At 68.8% G+C, this 17,234-nt stretch carries 14 protein-coding genes, 1 pseudogene and 1 riboswitch; of the genes and pseudogenes, 6 read left to right on the top strand and 9 right to left on the bottom strand.

The features are described 5' to 3' along the window. Positions 1 to 231: 231 nt before the first annotated feature. The 8 genes and pseudogenes from rsmG to rpmH all read right to left on the bottom strand — a co-directional run bounded on the left by rsmG (position 232) and on the right by rpmH (position 7,233). Positions 232 to 915 (bottom strand): 16S rRNA (guanine(527)-N(7))-methyltransferase RsmG, encoded by a 684-nt coding sequence (rsmG, locus tag AB0367_RS28510; RefSeq protein ID WP_366229510.1) that lies wholly within the window; start codon positions 913 to 915, stop codon positions 232 to 234. A 593-nt stretch (positions 916 to 1,508) separates the two neighbouring features. Continuing rightward, positions 1,509 to 2,003 (bottom strand): helix-turn-helix domain-containing protein, encoded by a 495-nt coding sequence (locus AB0367_RS28505; RefSeq protein ID WP_366229509.1) that lies wholly within the window; start codon positions 2,001 to 2,003, stop codon positions 1,509 to 1,511. A gap of 917 nt (positions 2,004 to 2,920) precedes the next feature. Beyond that, positions 2,921 to 3,766 carry a tetrahydrofolate dehydrogenase/cyclohydrolase catalytic domain-containing protein gene (locus tag AB0367_RS28500; protein WP_366229543.1) on the bottom strand — a complete coding sequence of 282 codons (846 nt, stop codon included), beginning with the start codon at positions 3,764 to 3,766 and terminating at the stop codon, positions 2,921 to 2,923. 292 nt (positions 3,767 to 4,058) lie between these two features. Further along, a riboswitch (ZMP/ZTP riboswitch) is annotated at positions 4,059 to 4,141 on the bottom strand. A 150-nt stretch (positions 4,142 to 4,291) separates the two neighbouring features. Further along, on the bottom strand, positions 4,292 to 4,930 hold the full coding sequence (locus AB0367_RS28495) for a R3H domain-containing nucleic acid-binding protein (RefSeq protein ID WP_366229542.1): 639 nt from the start codon (positions 4,928 to 4,930) through the stop codon (positions 4,292 to 4,294). Between the two features lie 121 nt (positions 4,931 to 5,051). Further along, positions 5,052 to 6,131, bottom strand: a complete 1,080-nt coding sequence (gene yidC, locus AB0367_RS28490; protein ID WP_366229540.1) for a membrane protein insertase YidC — start codon at positions 6,129 to 6,131, stop codon at positions 5,052 to 5,054. An 11-nt stretch (positions 6,132 to 6,142) separates the two neighbouring features. Further along, positions 6,143 to 6,414 (bottom strand): annotated as a pseudogene (gene yidD / locus AB0367_RS28485) (membrane protein insertion efficiency factor YidD). Next, positions 6,411 to 7,058, bottom strand: coding sequence for a ribonuclease P protein component (gene rnpA / locus AB0367_RS28480; RefSeq protein WP_366229508.1), 648 nt, complete (start codon positions 7,056 to 7,058; stop codon positions 6,411 to 6,413). Before rnpA ends, yidD begins: the two are co-directional and overlap by 4 nt. Positions 7,059 to 7,095: 37 nt before the next feature. Then, positions 7,096 to 7,233, bottom strand: coding sequence for a 50S ribosomal protein L34 (gene rpmH / locus AB0367_RS28475; RefSeq protein ID WP_344616653.1), 138 nt, complete (start codon positions 7,231 to 7,233; stop codon positions 7,096 to 7,098). Between the two features lie 564 nt (positions 7,234 to 7,797). Between rpmH and dnaA the strand changes: the two genes are divergently transcribed. The 5 genes from dnaA to AB0367_RS28450 all read left to right on the top strand — a co-directional run bounded on the left by dnaA (position 7,798) and on the right by AB0367_RS28450 (position 14,202). Then, on the top strand, positions 7,798 to 9,510 hold the full coding sequence (dnaA, locus tag AB0367_RS28470) for a chromosomal replication initiator protein DnaA (RefSeq protein ID WP_366229507.1): 1,713 nt from the start codon (positions 7,798 to 7,800) through the stop codon (positions 9,508 to 9,510). Positions 9,511 to 10,563: 1,053 nt separating this feature from the next. Next, entirely contained in the window at positions 10,564 to 11,694 is a 1,131-nt protein-coding gene (gene dnaN / locus AB0367_RS28465; protein WP_366229506.1) for a DNA polymerase III subunit beta, read from the top strand. Positions 11,695 to 11,709: 15 nt separating this feature from the next. Beyond that, positions 11,710 to 12,582, top strand: coding sequence for a phosphogluconate dehydrogenase (NAD(+)-dependent, decarboxylating) (gene gnd, locus AB0367_RS28460; RefSeq protein WP_366229505.1), 873 nt, complete (start codon positions 11,710 to 11,712; stop codon positions 12,580 to 12,582). Positions 12,583 to 12,584: 2 nt separating this feature from the next. Continuing rightward, on the top strand, positions 12,585 to 13,697 hold the full coding sequence (gene recF / locus AB0367_RS28455; RefSeq protein WP_366229504.1) for a DNA replication/repair protein RecF: 1,113 nt from the start codon (positions 12,585 to 12,587) through the stop codon (positions 13,695 to 13,697). Beyond that, positions 13,690 to 14,202, top strand: a complete 513-nt coding sequence (locus AB0367_RS28450; protein WP_366229503.1) for a DciA family protein — start codon at positions 13,690 to 13,692, stop codon at positions 14,200 to 14,202. The genes recF and AB0367_RS28450 overlap by 8 nt, the downstream gene beginning before the upstream one ends. Positions 14,203 to 14,253: 51 nt before the next feature. Here the strand turns inward: AB0367_RS28450 and AB0367_RS28445 are convergent, their stop codons facing one another. Then, positions 14,254 to 14,811 (bottom strand): hypothetical protein, encoded by a 558-nt coding sequence (locus AB0367_RS28445; RefSeq protein ID WP_366229502.1) that lies wholly within the window; start codon positions 14,809 to 14,811, stop codon positions 14,254 to 14,256. 452 nt (positions 14,812 to 15,263) lie between these two features. Here AB0367_RS28445 and gyrB point away from each other — a divergent pair, with 452 nt between their 5' ends. After that, positions 15,264 to 17,207 (top strand): DNA topoisomerase (ATP-hydrolyzing) subunit B, encoded by a 1,944-nt coding sequence (gene gyrB / locus AB0367_RS28440; protein ID WP_366229501.1) that lies wholly within the window; start codon positions 15,264 to 15,266, stop codon positions 17,205 to 17,207. Positions 17,208 to 17,234 lie beyond the last annotated feature (27 nt).

Below are 17,234 nucleotides of genomic sequence, written 5' to 3'. Positions count from 1 at the left end.
GGCGCTGGGTCAGCCTACGGCGCTTCGCCTGACGGAGCCATGACTGACCGGCGCGTCGTTGGGCTTGTCACCCCGACTGGTGCGCCAAAAGACCAGAAATCCGTCAACTCGGCGGAGCAGGCCGCCGAGCCGCCGTATCGACGACCTCGGCCAACCGACGCCGACCGCCCTGCCGTCCACCATGAATGCCTCCGCGTTGCCCCTTGCCCGGGGCCGCGGTTCCGCTCCGGGTCACCGGCCGCGGCGTCCCCCGGACTTCTTGGAACGCGCGGCTTCCCGCTCACGCACGATCTCGACCACGGTGGTGGGCTCGGAGAGGAGGGCATCCCCGCACGTGCGCACCGACGGGATTCCCGCACCGAGCCGGACGAGCACCTCCGCGTGCTCGGCAATCTCGGCCGCGGCAGAGGCACCCTTCATCGCGAGCAGCCGGCCACCTATGGCGGTGAGGGGGAGACACCAACCGGCGAGCCGATCGAGCGGAGCGACTGCCCGCGCGGTGACGACGTCGGCGAGCGGGAGCTTGCCAACGCACTCCTCAGCTCGGGCGCGGACCACGGTGGTCCGGTCAAGGCCGAGGGCCGTCACCGCTTCGGAAAGGAATGCGGTACGTCGTGCGAGCGGCTCGACCAGGGTGACGGACAGGTCGGGACGAGCCACTGCCAGCACCATACCGGGCAGACCGGCCCCGGAACCGACGTCGGTGACTGTGGCACCCGATGGGATGAGATCGGCGACGACGGCGCAGTTGAGGAGGTGGCGTTCCCAGATACGTGGGGCCTCTCGGGGCCCGATGAGGCCACGCACGACGCCATCGGTCACGAGGAGCTCCGCGAACCGGTGCGCCACGGGAAGGCGATCACCGAAGACCTTCTCCGCGACGGGGAGGATTTCGCTGGGTACTGCACCGTCCATACCGTCAAGCAAACCATGCTCCGCCGCGACCTCTCGGACGCGGGGTCGGAAGGCCATCTAGCCGGCCGTGCGTGTTTCACGTGAAACAAGGGCGACTGTCCTGTCCACGTTTCCGGGCGGGGCTTTGATTGCCCTGGACGCACCAGCCTGGCCGTCCAACACCGCACGTGACCTGTGGTACACGTCAGGCAGCTCGTTTGGCGGACCCCAGGGGCCTCGGCGTTCGCTGCGGACTCGGGCGCGCGACAGCCTGCGTTCCAGTCGCTGGTGTCCGGGTCATGATGTGTCCGCGGCCGACCGGTGAGAGCAACATGGCGATCCTCGGTTTTCTCGTTGGTGCCGCGCAGCCACGGTCCTTGCTGGGTAGGCGAAGGACACGCCGTGCTGCAGGTGCCGCCAGCTCGCTGCCCTGATCCCGGGTAAGCGTCTGCCTCACGGCCGCCGCTGGTAGGCCGACAAACACGGCGACGAGTGCGTCGTGACCCTGGGGCAGAGCGACCAGCAGCAGGTATCGGCTGCGGCGGTCGACCAGGGTGGCGATCGCCGAGCGGCTACTGCGGCCGATGGTCAGGTCGACTCCTAGTCGCCGACGCCTACGCGGCGCAGGACGATGTCCAGTCGCTGGTCGATGAGCCGGCCAGGGTTGACGAACCTGGTCTGTCGCTCGGTGGCACGGCAGCGCCGTCTCTGCGGTGGACGTCCGCTCCGCAGCCGGCGAGTGAGCTGGCGGCGTAGATGGCTTGGTGGGTGGCCTCGTGACAGACATGCCAGTCGGTACGGTCCGGGAATGTGGTGTGCAGCCAGGCGGCGATTTGTTCCGGGCTCCAACTCGAGCGCGGCGCGACTCCCGGCTGATCGTCGACGGTGAACGGCCCGGCTCCTTGACCGATCTGCCGCACGCCCAGCCCGTCACGGCGCAGGGTCGCGATGCGCCGCCGCTCCGGCAACGACAGGTACCGCCGCGACCGGACATTCTCACTGAGTGCGGCCAGTGCCAGGCCGCCGTGCTCCACCCGCCATCGATACCCCGTCTTGCGCCTGATCCCTAACCACCGGCACGCCTCCACCGGGTCAACACCGGACAGCACCAACCGTCAGTACTCCGACTCAACATCCAGCCTGGACGAGCAGCAGAACCCACCCGCCCGCCAGAGGGTCACTTTTCACGTCGCTCCCTACGGGTGCGCGTCAACGTTCTTTCAGGTGCTCCACGATGCACCCACAGACGGTCTGCGCGCCGCCTACAGCGCTTGGTTTCCTTAACCACCAACGGGACCGCTACAAAGATGAACCGAAGTGAACCTGGACGCTCGGTGGATTCGCCGACCCAGTCAACGCTCGCGGTCGGCCAGCACACTGACGGGTGGTGCGCGCGCCAGGGATTCCCACGCGGATCAAGGCTCCGCGACGCGGGACACCGCCCGGAGTAAGAGTGCGGCACCCGGCACAAGCATCGGGGCTCAGACGCGAGGCGCTGGCCCGGGGCCCGTTGGGACACCGGCCGAAGCAGGAGCGCGGGACCTGGGCACGAGCATGAGGCGCGGGACGCGGAGCGCAGGACGCCGGCGTGGGCTCGAAGCCGCGGTGCGTAGCACGAAACCCGAACACGAAACCAGGCGCAAGCCTGGGGTCCGAGCCTGGGCGCGGGAAACAGGGGCACGGCGCAGGGCACGAGGCGCGGAGCCGGGGGTGCGGGCGCGGAGGCGCGGGCGCGGAGGCGCGGGCGCGGAGGCGCGGGCGCGGAGGCGCGGGCGCGGAGGCGCGGGCGCGGAGGCGCGGGCGCGGAGCCGGAGGCGCGGAGTGCGAAGGGACAGCGCGACGCACCGGCTGGAATCGCGGAGCGGCGGACAGGACGCCGACAGCGGGGTGGTGGCGGGCTTCGGTGACGTCGGGGCCTCGGCACGTCTGTGGACTGCGACGTGCGGTCTAGACCGCCGAAGGATGGGGTCGTGCGTACAAACACGCGCGGGGCGCGCCGCCGGTCAGGGCGCGCCCCTACGCCGTTTCACGTGAAACGGCGCTCCGCCGCCTCGATGGCGTTGCGGAAGAGCATGGCTACGGTGGTGGGGCCTACGCCGCCCACTCGCGGGGTGATGGCACCGGCCACTGCGGCGCACGACTCCGCGACGTCGGGAAGAAGGCGGCGGCCCTCGTAGCGAACGCCGCCGCCGATCACGACCGCGCCTGGCTTCACGTGCTCCGGCTGGATGATGCCCGGAACACCGGCGGCAGCGATGAGGATGTCGGCGCGGCGGGTGTACCGGGGCCAGTCCGGGACACCGGTGTGCACCACCGTCACGGCCGCGTTTGCCGTCGGGCGCTTCTGGGCCAGGAGCATCGCCAGTGGCCGGCCAAGGGTCGCGCCGCGGCCCAGGATCACCACCTCGCGGCCACTCACAGGGATGCCGTGGTAGGCGAGGAGCGCCTCAATACCCGCCGGCGTACACGGCAGCGGGCCGGGAATGCCGGCGGCCAAGCGACCCAGGTTGAGCGGGTGCATGCCGTCGACGTCCTTGTCCGGGTCGACGCGCATGAGGGCGGCGTCGTAGTCGAGGTGTTGCGGCGTCGGGTACTGGATCAGGAGTGCATGGACGTCCGGATCCGCGTTGAAGTCATCGATCGCCGTGTGGAGGTCGGCCTGGCTCGCCGTCGCCGGGAGGTGGCGGTGCGGGGAGTCGAAGCCGAGTTCGGCCGCCTGGCGCTGCTTGATCCGGATGTAACCGGCGCTCGCGTCGTCGTCGCCGACGAGGATGGTGGCGAGTGATGGGGTGATGCCGCGGGAGCGCAGGGCGGCCACCCGGGACTCGACGTCCGCAAGGATCTGGTCCGCGACTGGGCCGCCGGGTAGCAGTCGCGCGGAGCCGCCGGAGGCATGGCCAGAGCCACCGGAAGCGTCACCGGAGCCGCCGGGCCGAGTGTCGCCCTCGCCGGACTGGGGGTCGCTGGACCCGGACGAGACCGACGCGACGGACCTGGACGGGACAGGCCCAGACCCGGATGAGACGGGCGCGGACGCGGATGAGACGGACGCAGATGGGACAGGCGCGGACGCGTTGGACCCGGATGGGACAGCCCGGGATGCGGGCGAGGGAGAGGAGGAAGAGGGAACGCTGGGCGACTCGGACATACGACTCCTCGCGGAGCGTGGGAGCCCAGGCGGTCGACTCCCACGACGAGGCTTCCCGATGGTTGCCCATCCTTGGTGCCGCCAGTCGCGTCTACCCCCAATTATGCCCGACCGCAGTATGCCCGACCGCGCCGCGCACCAGGCAGCGTGCACGGCAGAGGGTGGGTGGGCGTACGGGCCGGATAAACAGCACCGCCCCCGAACCGTGACTGGCGGCTCGGGGGCGGTGAAGAAAACTGCGATGCGGTGTTACGCCGTCGGGCGGACCACGATCCGCCGGGACGGCTCGACGCCCTCGGACTCGCTCTCCACGCCAGGGAGGGCGTTGATGACGTCGTGCACGCACTTGCGCTCGAAGGCGCTCATCGGCTCCAGTCGCACGGCCTCGCCGTACTCCTTCACCTTCTCCGCGGCGTTCTTGGCGATCGCGCCGAGCTCCTTGCGGCGCAGCGCCCGGTAGCCGCCGACGTCGAGCAGCAGGCGGCTCGGCGAACCGGTCTGCCGGAACACGGCCAGCCGGCTCAGCTCCTGCAGCGCCTCGAGCGTGGCGCCCCGCTGGCCGACCAGGGCCTGAAGCCGCTTGCCCGAGCCGTCGCCGCCCTCGACGACCTCGACGACCGGGCGGCCGCTCACGACCAGCTCGTCGATGTCGCCGTCGTAGTCGAGGATGTCCAGCAGTCCCTCGACGTAGTCGGCCGCGATCTCGCTCTCGCGGAACAGGTCCGCGGTGCCGCGGCCGGAGCCGCCGGCGGCCGGGGCCTCGGCGCCTTCCTCGTCCTCGTCGTCGCTCTCTTCGGCATCCAGGTTGGCGTCCTGTTCCAGGGCCTGGTCCGCGTCCTTGTTCTTGTCCAAGGCCTCGGCGCCGAGATCGCTGGTGGTGTCAGTCACGAAACTCATCTCCGCATGTTTGGGGCGCCGAGGCGCCGTCACAGGTCGTCGGTGAGGGGTGGGTTGCTTCAGGGGAGCGCCTCACGCCGGGCCACTGAGGGGTGGACCCGGCGCGGTCGCGTCAACCCGACTGCCGCTTCGCGGCGCCACCCTTCTTCGGGTTGATCGGCTTGGCACCGGGCCTCGGGGCGCGGGACGGGGCGCCGTTGGCGGCGGAGTCGGTGGCCTGCGCGCCGGTCGCCTTGGCGCCCGTGGCCTTGCCGCCGGTCGCCTTCACAGCGCCCTTGCCGTTGGCCCGCTGCGCGGCATCTTCCTTGGCCCGGCTGAACAGCGCGGCCAACCCGCTCGGCTTCGGCTCTGCCACCTTGGCGGAGCCACCACTCTTGAACGGCGTGGTGTTGGTCGTCGCGCTCGCCGGCGGCGGGTACTTGTGCAGCACCCAGTACTGCTGGGCCAGCGTGATGGCGTTGTTCGTGACCCAGTAGATGATGACGCCGATGGGGAAGTACCAGCCCGAGGTCAGCGTGAAGAACGGGATGCCGTAGAGCATGAACTTCTGGATCATGCGCTGCTGCGGGTCGGTGTTCCAGCCCGTCTTCTTGATCATCTGACGCTGCGTCAGGTAGGTCGTGGTGATCATCAGCGCGACCAGAATGGCAGCAACGATCTTGACCGTGGTGGAGCTCGCGTTGATTTCGAGCAGTTCGGCCGCGCTGCTGCTGAACTTGGCGACGATCGGGGCGTCGAAGAGGCGGGCGTCGACGGCGCTGAGGAACTCGGCCTTGCTCCAGCCGTAGAGCTGCATCCCGTGGTCGGACATGCCCGGCCGGAGGTGGCGCAGCACGTGCAGGAGGCCGATGAACACCGGGATCTGCAGGAACATCGGAAGGCAGCCCATGAGCGGGTTGACCTTCTCCTCCTGGTAGAGCTTCATGACCTCCTTCTGGAGGGTCTCCCGGTCGCCCTTGTGCTTCTCCTGCAGCTCCTTCATCTTCGGCTGGATCGCCTGCATCGCGCGCTGCGACTTGATCTGCTTGACGAAGATCGGGAAGAGCACGACTCGGACGGTGATCACGAGGAAGACGATCGCGAGCACCCACTGCCAGTTGGTGCTCAGCACCCGGTGGTCAGGCAGGATCGAATCCCACACGGTGTGCCAGAACAGCATCACCTTCGAGATCAGCCAGTAGATCCCGGCCATCAACTTGCTAATCACGACACCGCTCCAGTCACGTCGACTCGGGCTCGGGCGAGTGTCCCCGGCGCGGAGGCACCGGGTCGAACCCACCGGGGTGGAATGGGTGGCAGCGCAGCAGCCGCCAGATCGCGAGACCGATTCCCCGGATCGCGCCGTGGGTGCTGACCGCCTCCAGGGCATAAGCGCTGCACGACGGGTAGAACCGACAACGCGCCGGCAATGCCGGGCTTATCCAACGACGGTACGCGACGATGGGAGCGGCTACGATCCGGGCTCCGGCGTTCATCGACGGCCACCTCGGTTCTTTGGTCGGCGCGCAGCTTCCAGCGCCGCGTCGAGGTCTCTCTCAAGCATGTCGTACCTCAGCCCCGCCGCCTCGGGCAGCGCCCGCACGACGAGCACCGAGCCCGCCGGCAGCGCGGCGATGCGCGCCCGGACGAGGTGCCGCAGCCGCCGCTTCACCGCGTTGCGCACGACGGCGTTCCCGACGGCCTTAGACACCACGAAGCCGGCCCGGGCAGAGCCCGACTCCGGCGCGACCGGCTCGACCCACTCGGCCTCGGCGTGCACGGCACCGACATGATCGGCGTCGGTGTGTGAGTGGCGGGCCTGCGGATGATCGAGCTGCGGCTCATGTCCACTCGACAAATCGCCGGACGACGTCTCGACATGAGACTCGGAGAGGACCGGGCCGCCGCCAGTTGACGGGCCAGGCGAAGACGGAACCGGGAGCGAGGAAGACGCCGGTTCTGGAGAAGACGCAAAATGCGACGTGTCGGTAGGCAAGGGTTCAAACGGAGCAACCCCGGGCCGCGACGGCCCGGGGTTCAGGAAGTGCACGACCACTGCCCCCCGGCCGGCCCGCCGGCCGTTGCGAATGGTGGCGGCGAAATCCTCCCGCCGCCGCAGTCGCTGTGCGGCCGCAAGCACGCTGCCTCCCGGAGGGCCCGGTCGTGGTGGTTCAGACTCAGGCCGAAAGGCGGTCGCGCCCCTTGGCGCGACGCGCCGACAGGATCGAACGGCCGGCGCGGGTGCGCATGCGCAGCCGGAAGCCGTGGGTCTTCGCGCGCCGGCGGTTGTTCGGCTGGAAGGTGCGCTTGCTCACGTCGGGGCTCCGTCTTCGTGACTTGGCGTGGACTGACTGGCCATCGAAGCCGGGCACCCACGGGATGTCGATCGGTGATTGGAGCTTACCAGGGACCGGTGCTCCAACCGATACAGGGTACGCGCCACCTCACCGACCGTCAACGATCAGCGACGAGCGTCGCGTATCCACCGGTCCGAGTTTGCAAAACCCCTGGTCAGGGACGAAATCCACAGGTTAGTTGTGGACAACGGTTGAGTGGTTGTGGACAACGCTGTTAACGTGCCCGGTTGCCGGTAGACACCGCGACGACCGGCGACGGGGCACAACGGACTTTCCGGGTCAAACAGGCGCTTTGCAAGGGGGAGAAGGACCGCGCCTGGCCTGAACCACCTCTGCGTACACGCTGATCACCGCACAGTCAGCACAGGGCGAGGAAACAGGACGATCCGTTCACGGCACCTGAATCGTTGATACACAGGTTGTGGAAAACCTGTGGACAACGATGCCGGGGGCGACGGGAAGCATCCGGGCACTGTCCACTCGCGGTGGGGGGCCGCGAATGACGATGGGGGTGCGCGAACGGTGACGGACACCGACCTCGCAGCGATCTGGCATGCCGCGACAGACCAGCTCGCCGATGGGATCGACTCGGCGCAGCAGCGTGCGTACCTGCGCATGACCCGGCTGCGGGCGATCGTAGAGGACACCGCGCTGCTGTCCGTGCCCGACCCGTACTCGCGCGACATGATCGAGAGCCGGCTCCGGCCGATCATCACCGAGGCGCTCTCGCGGGTGCTGGGCCGCGCCATCCAGGTGGCCGTGACGGTCCGGCCGCCCGAGGACGCGCCGGCCCTGCCTGCGCCGTCCGCATCACACTGGTCCAACGGCGCGTCCGCCTCGCTGCGGGACTCGTTGCCTCCTGTGGACAAGCTGCGCGACCCGCTGCCGCTGGACGGCCGGCCGGAACACGCCGCCGCCGAGCGGTCCGCGCTGGACAACCGCGCGCCCCTGGAGGTGTCGCGGCCGGAGCACGACCGGCTGTTCGACCTTCCCGGCGAGAAGCCAGCCAGCGACTCATGGCGTGGCGAGTACTCCGGCACCGCCGTCGAGGCGGCCGCGTCGGAGGCCGGACGCTACGAGCAGGCGCAGTTCGAGTTGCCACGCAACGAGCAGCCGCGCAACGAGATGCCGCCACCGCGCCCGTCGACGCCCGGCACGGGCCGCGACGACCGCCGGGGCACGCCCACGCCGGCCGGGGACTCGGCCGGCAACCGCCTCAACCCGAAGTACACCTTCGAAACGTTCGTCATCGGTTCGTCGAACCGCTTCGCGCACGCCGCGTCGGTCGCGGTGGCCGAGTCGCCGGCGAAGGCCTACAACCCGCTGTTCATCTACGGCGGCTCCGGGCTCGGCAAGACGCACCTGCTGCACGCCATCGGGCAATACGCCACGATGCTGGGCAACGCGCGGTTCGTGCGGTACGTGTCGACCGAGGAGTTCACGAACGACTTCATCAACTCGCTGCGTGACGACAAGACCCAAGCGTTCCAGCGCCGGTACCGTGACGTCGACATCCTCCTGATCGACGACATCCAGTTCCTGGAGACCCGGGAGCGGACGCAGGAGGAGTTCTTCCACACATTCAACACGCTGCACAACGCGAACAAGCAGATCGTCATCAGCTCGGACCGCTCGCCCCGGCAGCTGGCCACGCTCGAGGACCGGCTGCGCACGCGGTTCGAGTGGGGCCTGCTGGCCGACATCCAGCCGCCGGACCTCGAGACCCGCATCGCGATCCTGCAGAAGAAGGCGGCACAGGAGCGGCTGTTCGCGCCGCCGGACGTCCTCGAGTTCATCGCATCGCGGATCGCCTCGTCCATCCGCGAGCTGGAGGGCGCGCTGATCCGGGTCACCGCGTTCGCGAACCTGACCCGCTCGCCGGTCGAGCTCAGCCTGGCCGAAGAGGTACTGCGCGACTTCATTCCGGACGGCTCCGGCCCGGAGATCACCGCCGACCAGATCATGGCGTCGACCGCCGACTACTTCGGCGTGAGCCTGGAGGACCTGCGCGGGCACAGCCGGTCGCGGGTGCTGGTGAACGCGCGCCAGGTGGCCATGTACCTCTGTCGCGAGCTGACCGACCTCTCCCTGCCGCGCATCGGCCAGGCGTTCGGCGGCCGCGACCACACGACGGTGATGCACGCCGACCGCAAGATCCGGCAGCAGATGGCCGAGCGGCGGTCGCTGTACAACCAGATCGCCGAGTTGACGAACCGCATCAAGCAGACGGCCTGAACCGTCGGCGCGAGCCGGTTATGCACAGGTGACGGCCGTCCACCGGCATTGATCACAGGTTGTGGACAACCGGGTTTTCCACAGAATCCACAGGCACTTGACCTGGGACTAATTGCCATGTGGCCATAAGATATCCACACGCCGTCCACAGGTCGTCCACAGCCTGTTCAGGCCATACCCAGCGCGGTTGTCCACAGAATCCACAGGCCGTCCACAGAAAGCCTGTGGATAACTTCGTTTGTGCCAAATTTTCGGGGTGAGTCATCGGGTGACTACCGACTGTGCCCAGGAGTTACCCACAGCCTGTGGATAACTCCTGGGGATTACATGTGGACGCCATGTGGATGATCGCAAAGAGTGATGTGCCGACAACTCTCTGCAACTAGAGTTCGGGCCATACGTTATCCACAGGAGGGGGAAAACCCTGGGGATTACCGGTGGATAACCGGTGGACAACGCCTGTGGATAACCTGTTATCCACAATCCACAGGCTTGTACACACCGGTTCATACACAGCTCATCCACCGACGCACACAGGTGCTGAGCTGCGGATACTCGGGTTATCCACAGTATCCACACCACCTACTACTACGAAGGAAATTTCTTTAAGAAGAGAAGAAAAGCAATCATCGGTCGGTGGACAAGTTCGGCCGGCTGGATTTGGCGGGGTCGGTGCACGACCGTCGTCAGGGGATCCCTAAGGTTCGATGAGCGAGCCTGACCGGACGCACGGCGAACCGAAGGCCACCGCTCGAACGCTCATCGCCACAGACCCGTTGCCATCACTTCCTTGCCATCAGCTTTCGGCCGTCAGCTCTCGTTGCCAACAGCTCCGTCCGGAGCCGCCGGGGGACCGGGTCCCCATCCGGCCGCCCGGATCGGCGAGAATCAGACGGCACACCGCACGACCGCACACCACACCGACGCAGCACCGGCGCCGTACAACGCCCTGCGGCCAGACGTACGCCTTGGAGCGAAACGCCCGTGGCCGCGGGACCTGGCGTGCGACGAGCGGCGAACACGAAGTACCGAAGAGAATGCGGGAGGACCGCGATGAAGTTCCGAGTCGAGCGTGACGCGCTCGCCGATGCCGTCGCCTGGACGGCCAAGAGCCTGCCCAGCCGCCCCTCGGTGCCTGTTCTCGCCGGCGTCTTGCTGCGGGTGGCGGACGGCCGCCTGCACGTGTCGAGCTTCGACTACGAGGTGTCCAGCCAGGTGACCGTCGAGGTCCAGGCCGACGCCGATGGCGCGACGCTGGTGTCCGGCCGGCTGCTCGCCGAGATCACCAAGTCGCTGCCGGCCAAGCCGGTGGACGTCGCGGCGGTCGGGTCGCACGTCGAGATCACGTGCGGCAGTGCCCGGTTCACGCTGCCGACGATGCCGGTCGAGGACTACCCGACGCTGCCGGAGATGCCCGAGTCCGCGGGCACCGTCGAGGCCGCGGTGTTCGCCAAGGCGGTGTCGCAGGTCGCGATCGCCGCCGGCCGGGACGACACGCTGCCGATGCTGACCGGTGTACGGATCGAGATTGAGGGCAGCACGCTGACCCTGCTCGCCACCGACCGGTACCGGCTGGCCGTGCGCGAGCTCGAGTGGCGCCCGGACGAGCCGGAGATGAGCATCACCGCCCTGGTGCCCGCCCGCACCCTGGACGACACCGCGAAGACGCTCGGCCCGCTCGGCGGCGCGGTGTCGGTCGCGCTGTCGCGGGGCAAGCTGGGCGACGGGATGATCGGGTTCGCCGGCGGCACCCGGCGCACGACGTCCCGCCTGCTGGAAGGCGACTTCCCGAAGGTCCGGGCGCTGCTGCCCGACACCCACAACGCGCAGGCCCGGGTCCCGGTGGCGGCGCTCAACGAGGTGGTCCGGCGCGTCGGCCTGGTCGCCGAGCGCCAGACGCCGGTGCGGCTGTCCTTCAGCACCGACGGCCTGGTCGTGGAGGCCAGCGGCAGCGAGGACGCGCGGGCCAGCGAGGCGATGGACTGCCAGTACGAGGGCGAGCCGATGACGATCGCCTTCAATCACCAGTACCTGCTCGACGGGCTCAAGGCGCTCGACGCGCCCATCGCGGTGCTGTCGTTCACCGACCCGAAGAAGCCTGCGGTCATGTCGCCGGCCAAGGATGATGGAGAAATCGTCCCCGGGTACTGGTACTTGATCATGCCGGTTCGTATCGGCAGCTGATTCGGAGGCACCACAATGCAGCTTGGTCTCATCGGCCTGGGCAGGATGGGCTTCAACATGCGCGAGCGGCTGCGCGCCGCCGGGCACGAGGTCATCGGCTACGACCAACACCCCGACGTCACCGACGTGTCGTCCCTGAACGAACTGGTCGAGAAGCTCGCCGCGCCGCGCGTGGTGTGGATCATGGTGCCGGTGCAGTACACCGAGCCGACCATCGAGGAGCTGTCGGGCCTGCTCGCCGCCGGCGACATCGTGATCGACGGCGGCAACTCGCGGTTCAGCAACGACGGGCCGCGGGCGCAGCGGCTCGGCGCCAAGGGCATCGGATACCTCGACGTCGGCGTCTCCGGCGGCATCTGGGGCCGGACCAACGGCTACGCGCTGATGGTCGGCGGCGAGAAGAAGCACGTCGAGCACTGCATGCCGATCTTCGACGCCCTCAAGCCGGCCGGCGAGTTCGGGTTCGCGCACGCGGGCGGCCCGGGCGCCGGTCACTACGCGAAGATGGTCCACAACGGCATCGAGTACGGGATGATGCACGCCTTCGCCGAGGGCTACGAGCTGCTCGAGGCGTCGGAGTACGTCGACAACATCCCTGAGGTGATCAAGAGCTGGCGCGCCGGCTCGGTCGTACAGTCGTGGCTGCTGGATCTGCTCGACCGTGCCCTGGACGAGGACCCCGAGCTCGCCGGGATCAAGGGCTACGCCGACGATACGGGCGAGGGCCGCTGGACGGTCGAGGAGGCCATCCGCCTCGCCGTGCCCATGAACGTCATCGCCGCCTCGCTGTTCGCCCGGTTCGCCTCGCGGCAGGACGACTCGCCGGCGATGAAGGCCGTCGCCGCGCTGCGCAACCAGTTCGGCGGGCACGCCGTCAAGAAGGACTGAATTTGTACGTCCGGGGCTTGGAGCTCGTCGACTTCCGCAGCTACGAGCGGGTCGTCGTCGAGCTCGGCCCCGGCCCGTGCGTGCTCGTCGGGCCCAACGGGGTCGGCAAGACCAACCTCGTCGAGGCCCTCGCCTACGTGGCGACCCTGGAGTCGCACCGGGTCGCCACGGACGCGCCGCTGGTGCGCTTCGGCGCCGGCCGCGCCGTGATCCGCTGCGCGGTCGTGCACGAGGAGCGCGAGCTGCTGATCGAGCTCTCGATCGAGCCGGGCCGTGCGAACCGGGCCCGGCTGGGCCGCGCGCCGGTCGGCCGCACCCGCGACATCCTGGGCGCCCTCCGGCTCGTGCTCTTCGCGCCCGAGGATCTCTCGCTGATTCGGGGAGACCCTTCAGAGCGCCGCCGGTACCTCGATGAGCTGCTCGTCGCCCGCCAGCCGCGCTTCGCCGGGGTCCGTTCCGACTACGACCGGGTGCTCAAGCAGCGCAACGCCCTCCTGCGCAGCGCATATCTGGCCCGCAAGACCGGCGGCAGCCGCGGTGGCGATCTGTCCACCCTCGACGTGTGGGACACGCACCTGGCCCAGCACGGCGCGCAGCTCGTCCGCGCCCGGCTAGACCTGGTCGCGGCGCTCGCGCCGCACGTGGCCAAGGCGTATTCCGCAGTGAGCGCGAGCCGCTCCGACGCCCGGATCTCGTACAGTGCCTCCTTCGCGCTGCGGGACGACCTCGAGCAGGCGCTGCTGGCGGCGCTGTCAGAGTCACGCTCGTCCGAGATCGAGCGCGGCGTGACCCTCGTCGGGCCGCACCGCGACGAGCTGACGCTGACGCTCGGGGAACTGCCGGCGAAGGGCTACGCGAGCCACGGCGAGTCGTGGTCGTATGCGCTGGCACTGCGGCTGGCGGCGTACGATCTGCTCCGCGACGACGGGGTGGAGCCGGTGCTGGTGCTCGACGACGTGTTCGCCGAGCTGGACACCGGCCGCCGGGATCGGCTGGCCGCGCTGGTCGGCGACGCGAGCCAGGTGATCGTGACCTGCGCGGTGGAGGATGATGTCCCGTCGACGCTGCGCGGCTCGCGCTTCGAGGTCGGCGGGGGTGAGGTCCGACGTGTCTGAGAATTCTGGTAATTCGCAAAAGTCCGGCCCCGAGCTGGCTCGGGCCGCGGTCGAGGCGGCGCTGGCCAAGCAGCGCGCCAAGCCGCGCCGGAAATCCGTGCTTGATCCGCAGTCGCGCCGCCGTGGGTACACCGGCCCGGGCCCGGACCCCCGCGACCCGCAGCTGTTCGGCACGGTGCTTGAGCGCCTGGTCAAGCAGCGCGGCTGGTCCCGCCCGACGGCCGAGGCCCGGATCTTCGGCGAGTGGGCGCGGGTCGTCGGCGCCGACATCGCCGCGCACAGCCGGCCGCTCAAGCTCGAGGACGGCGAGCTGACCATCGAGGCCGAGTCCACCGCCTGGGCCACCCAGCTGCGCATGCTCGCGGCGCGGCTGCTGGCCGGCATCGCGCGGGAGGTCGGCCACAACGTGGTCAAGCGCCTGCACATCCACGGTCCGAGCACCCCGTCGTGGGACCGCGGCCCACGACGCATCCGGGGCCGCGGCCCCCGGGACACCTACGGCTGACAGCGCACCCGGCCGAGCCCCCACCAGCACCCGGGCGAAGCGAGCGCCAAGTTAGAAATCGGCATACACCGCGAAGCCGCGGTTGGCGCAACGCCGGTAGAACTTCGCCAGCACGTCGAGTTCCGAGATCGAGTAGCTCCACTGCGGAGCGTTGCCCGAGTCGTCACGCAGCGCGTCCAGCCGGCTCTGCAGCCAGCGCAGCTGCTGCTCGGCGAGGCGGGAGCCCTCCAGCGCCTTGCGCAGCACCGAGCTCACGGTCTCGAACGTGATCTCGTCCCCGTATTCCTGGTGACCGTTGACGAACCGCTCCAGGCCGCCGGCGATCCAGGCGCAGTCGTCCGGACTGATCACCGGGTCCTCGTCCTCGGCGGCGGCGTCTGTGGCGAACAGCACGCCGTTGAGTCCGAAGAGCAGGTCGACGAGCTCCGTATACCCAGTGACGCGCACGGTGCCGGTCTTGGCCACGTGATCGGCGAGCGTGGCGGCCGGCCCGGCGTGCAGCGGCAGCTTTTCCACCAGTTCCGCGAAGTCGACGAACTCGGCCGGTGCGACCGGGTCGTAGAACCGGCCGGTGCGCGGCCACTGCACGGCGACGTTGTCAAGCCCCATCGCGCACCCCTCATCACACTGCTTTCAATGTCCGCACACCCGCCCGCGGCGGGGAACATACGGCACAAACGGCCTCTTGCGCGACCCCCGGAAGTTCCGAAAGCCGCAATCGGATCCTCGACTGCCTGTGCCGCCCGCCACCAGGCACTGAGACCCCTCCTGCGTAGGGGGACCTTCGGACCGCACCGTTCGGGCCGCTACGTGGATTACAGGCGTCGTCCCGGTGCGTAATTGTCGCCCGGACACAGTAGGATTGCATCGGCTCATAGAACAGTCGATCACATCCCGCGTGTGCGTCACAGCGGTGGTCGGCCCGCCGGAGGTCAGGGCGCTTGCCAGAGGAGCGCCGGACACCGGCGTGCCTTCCGCGGCCCCGGGCGCACTCGCACCGACTCCGCACGAGACCCGGGGCGCCGACAGCGCGGCCGGCCAGTGCGAGAAAGCGACCGAGGGTGGCAGCTAACAAGCCCGAACAGTCCTACGACTCCTCTTCGATCACCGTCCTTGAGGGGCTTGAGGCGGTCCGCAAGCGGCCCGGCATGTACATCGGCTCGACCGGCGAGCGCGGCCTGCACCACCTGGTGTGGGAGGTCGTGGATAACGCGGTCGACGAGGCGCTGGCCGGCTACTGCGACACCATCGAGGTCACGCTGCTGGCAGAGGGCGGCGTGCGGGTCGTGGACAACGGCCGCGGCATCCCGGTCGACATTCACCCGAAGGAGAAGCGGCCCACGGTCGAGGTCGTGCTGACCGTGCTGCACGCCGGCGGCAAGTTCGACGGCCAGGCCTACGCCGTCTCCGGCGGCCTGCACGGCGTCGGCATCTCGGTCGTCAACGCGCTGTCCACGCGCATCGACCTGGAGATCCACAAGGACGGCTACGTCTGGCGCCAGCGGTACAACAACTCCAAGCCCGAGCCGCTGCAGAAGGGCGAGTCGACCGACCGCACCGGCACCAGCGTCACGTTCTTGCCGGATGCGACCATCTTCGAGACGACCACCTTCGTCTACGAGACGATCTACCGCCGCATCCAGGAGTACGCCTTCCTCAACCGGGGCCTCACGATCGTGCTGCGCGACGAGCGCCCCGAGGTGCCGGAGGAGAAGAAGGAGGTCACCTTCTGCTACAAGGGCGGCATCGCGGACTTCGTGCGCCACCTCAACGCGACGAAGACGCCGATCCACCGCTCCGTGGTCGAGTTCGGCTCCGAGGGCGAGGGCATCGCGGTGGAGATCGCGATGCAGTGGAACGAGTCGTACGGTGAGAGCGTCTACACGTTCGCCAACACGATCAACACGCACGAGGGCGGCACGCACGAGGAGGGCTTCCGCAGCGCGCTGACCACGGTCGTGAACAAGTACGGCGCCGACAAGAAGCTGCTCAAGGGCGACGAGAAGCTCACCGGCGAGGACATCCGCGAGGGCCTCGCCGCGATCATCTCGGTCAAGCTGGCCAACCCCCAGTTCGAGGGGCAGACGAAGACCAAGCTCGGCAACACCGAGGCCCGCAGCTTCGTGCAGAAGGTCTGTAACGAGTGGCTGGTCGACTGGTTCGACCGCAACCCGGCCGAGGTGAAGACCATCATCACCAAGGCGTCGCAGGCCGCGAGGGCGCGCATGGCCGCCTCGCAGGCGCGCAAGCTGGCGCGGCGCAAGTCGCTGCTCGAGTCCGGCTCGATGCCGGGCAAGCTGGCCGACTGCCAGTCCAACGACCCGCGCCTGTGTGAAGTGTTCATCGTCGAGGGCGACTCCGCCGGCGGCTCGGCCAAGCAGGGCCGCGACCCGCGCGTGCAGGCGATTCTGCCGATCCGCGGCAAGATTCTCAACGTGGAGAAGGCGCGCATCGACCGCGTGCTGAAGAACAACGAGGTCCAGGCGCTGATCACCGCGCTGGGCACCGGCATCCACGACGAGTTCGACATCGAGAAGCTGCGGTATCACAAGCTGATCCTCATGGCCGATGCCGACGTCGACGGTCAGCACATCCAGACCCTGCTGCTGACGCTGGTCTTCCGGTTCATGCGCCCGCTCATCGAGCTCGGGCACGTGTATCTCGCGGCGCCCCCGCTGTACAAGATCAAATGGAACAAGAAGGGCGACGACGCGCAGTACGCGTACACCGACCGCGAGCGCGACGGCCTCATCGAGCTGCGGCAGCGCACGAAGCCCAACGCCAAGCCGGACGACATCCAGCGCTTCAAGGGCCTCGGCGAGATGAACTACCCGGAGCTGTGGGAGACCACGATGAACCCGGAAACGCGCATGCTGCGCCAGGTGACCTTGGACGACGCTGCAACCGCGGACGAGTTGTTCAGCGTCCTGATGGGCGAAGACGTGGAAGCGCGTCGCTCGTTCATCCAGCGTAACGCCAAGGACGTCCGGTTCCTCGACATCTGACCTGCGGACACTGAGAAAAGGGATATA

This window comes from Dactylosporangium sp. NPDC051484 (genome assembly GCF_040689395.1).
Classification (GTDB): Bacteria; Actinomycetota; Actinomycetes; order Mycobacteriales; family Micromonosporaceae; genus Dactylosporangium.
The sequence above is the reverse complement of the archived record's forward strand: the minus strand, read 5'-3'. Positions and strand labels throughout refer to the sequence as shown.

Coding starts and splice junctions, on each gene's coding strand:
- gnd (WP_366229505.1), top strand. CDS start 11,710: ATGCAGCTTGGTCTCATCGGCCTGGGCAGGATGGGCTTCAACATGCGC.
- dnaN (WP_366229506.1), top strand. CDS start 10,564: ATGAAGTTCCGAGTCGAGCGTGACGCGCTCGCCGATGCCGTCGCCTGG.
- yidC (WP_366229540.1), bottom strand. CDS start 6,131: ATGGCCGGGATCTACTGGCTGATCTCGAAGGTGATGCTGTTCTGGCAC.
- AB0367_RS28445 (WP_366229502.1), bottom strand. CDS start 14,811: ATGGGGCTTGACAACGTCGCCGTGCAGTGGCCGCGCACCGGCCGGTTC.
- rsmG (WP_366229510.1), bottom strand. CDS start 915: ATGGACGGTGCAGTACCCAGCGAAATCCTCCCCGTCGCGGAGAAGGTC.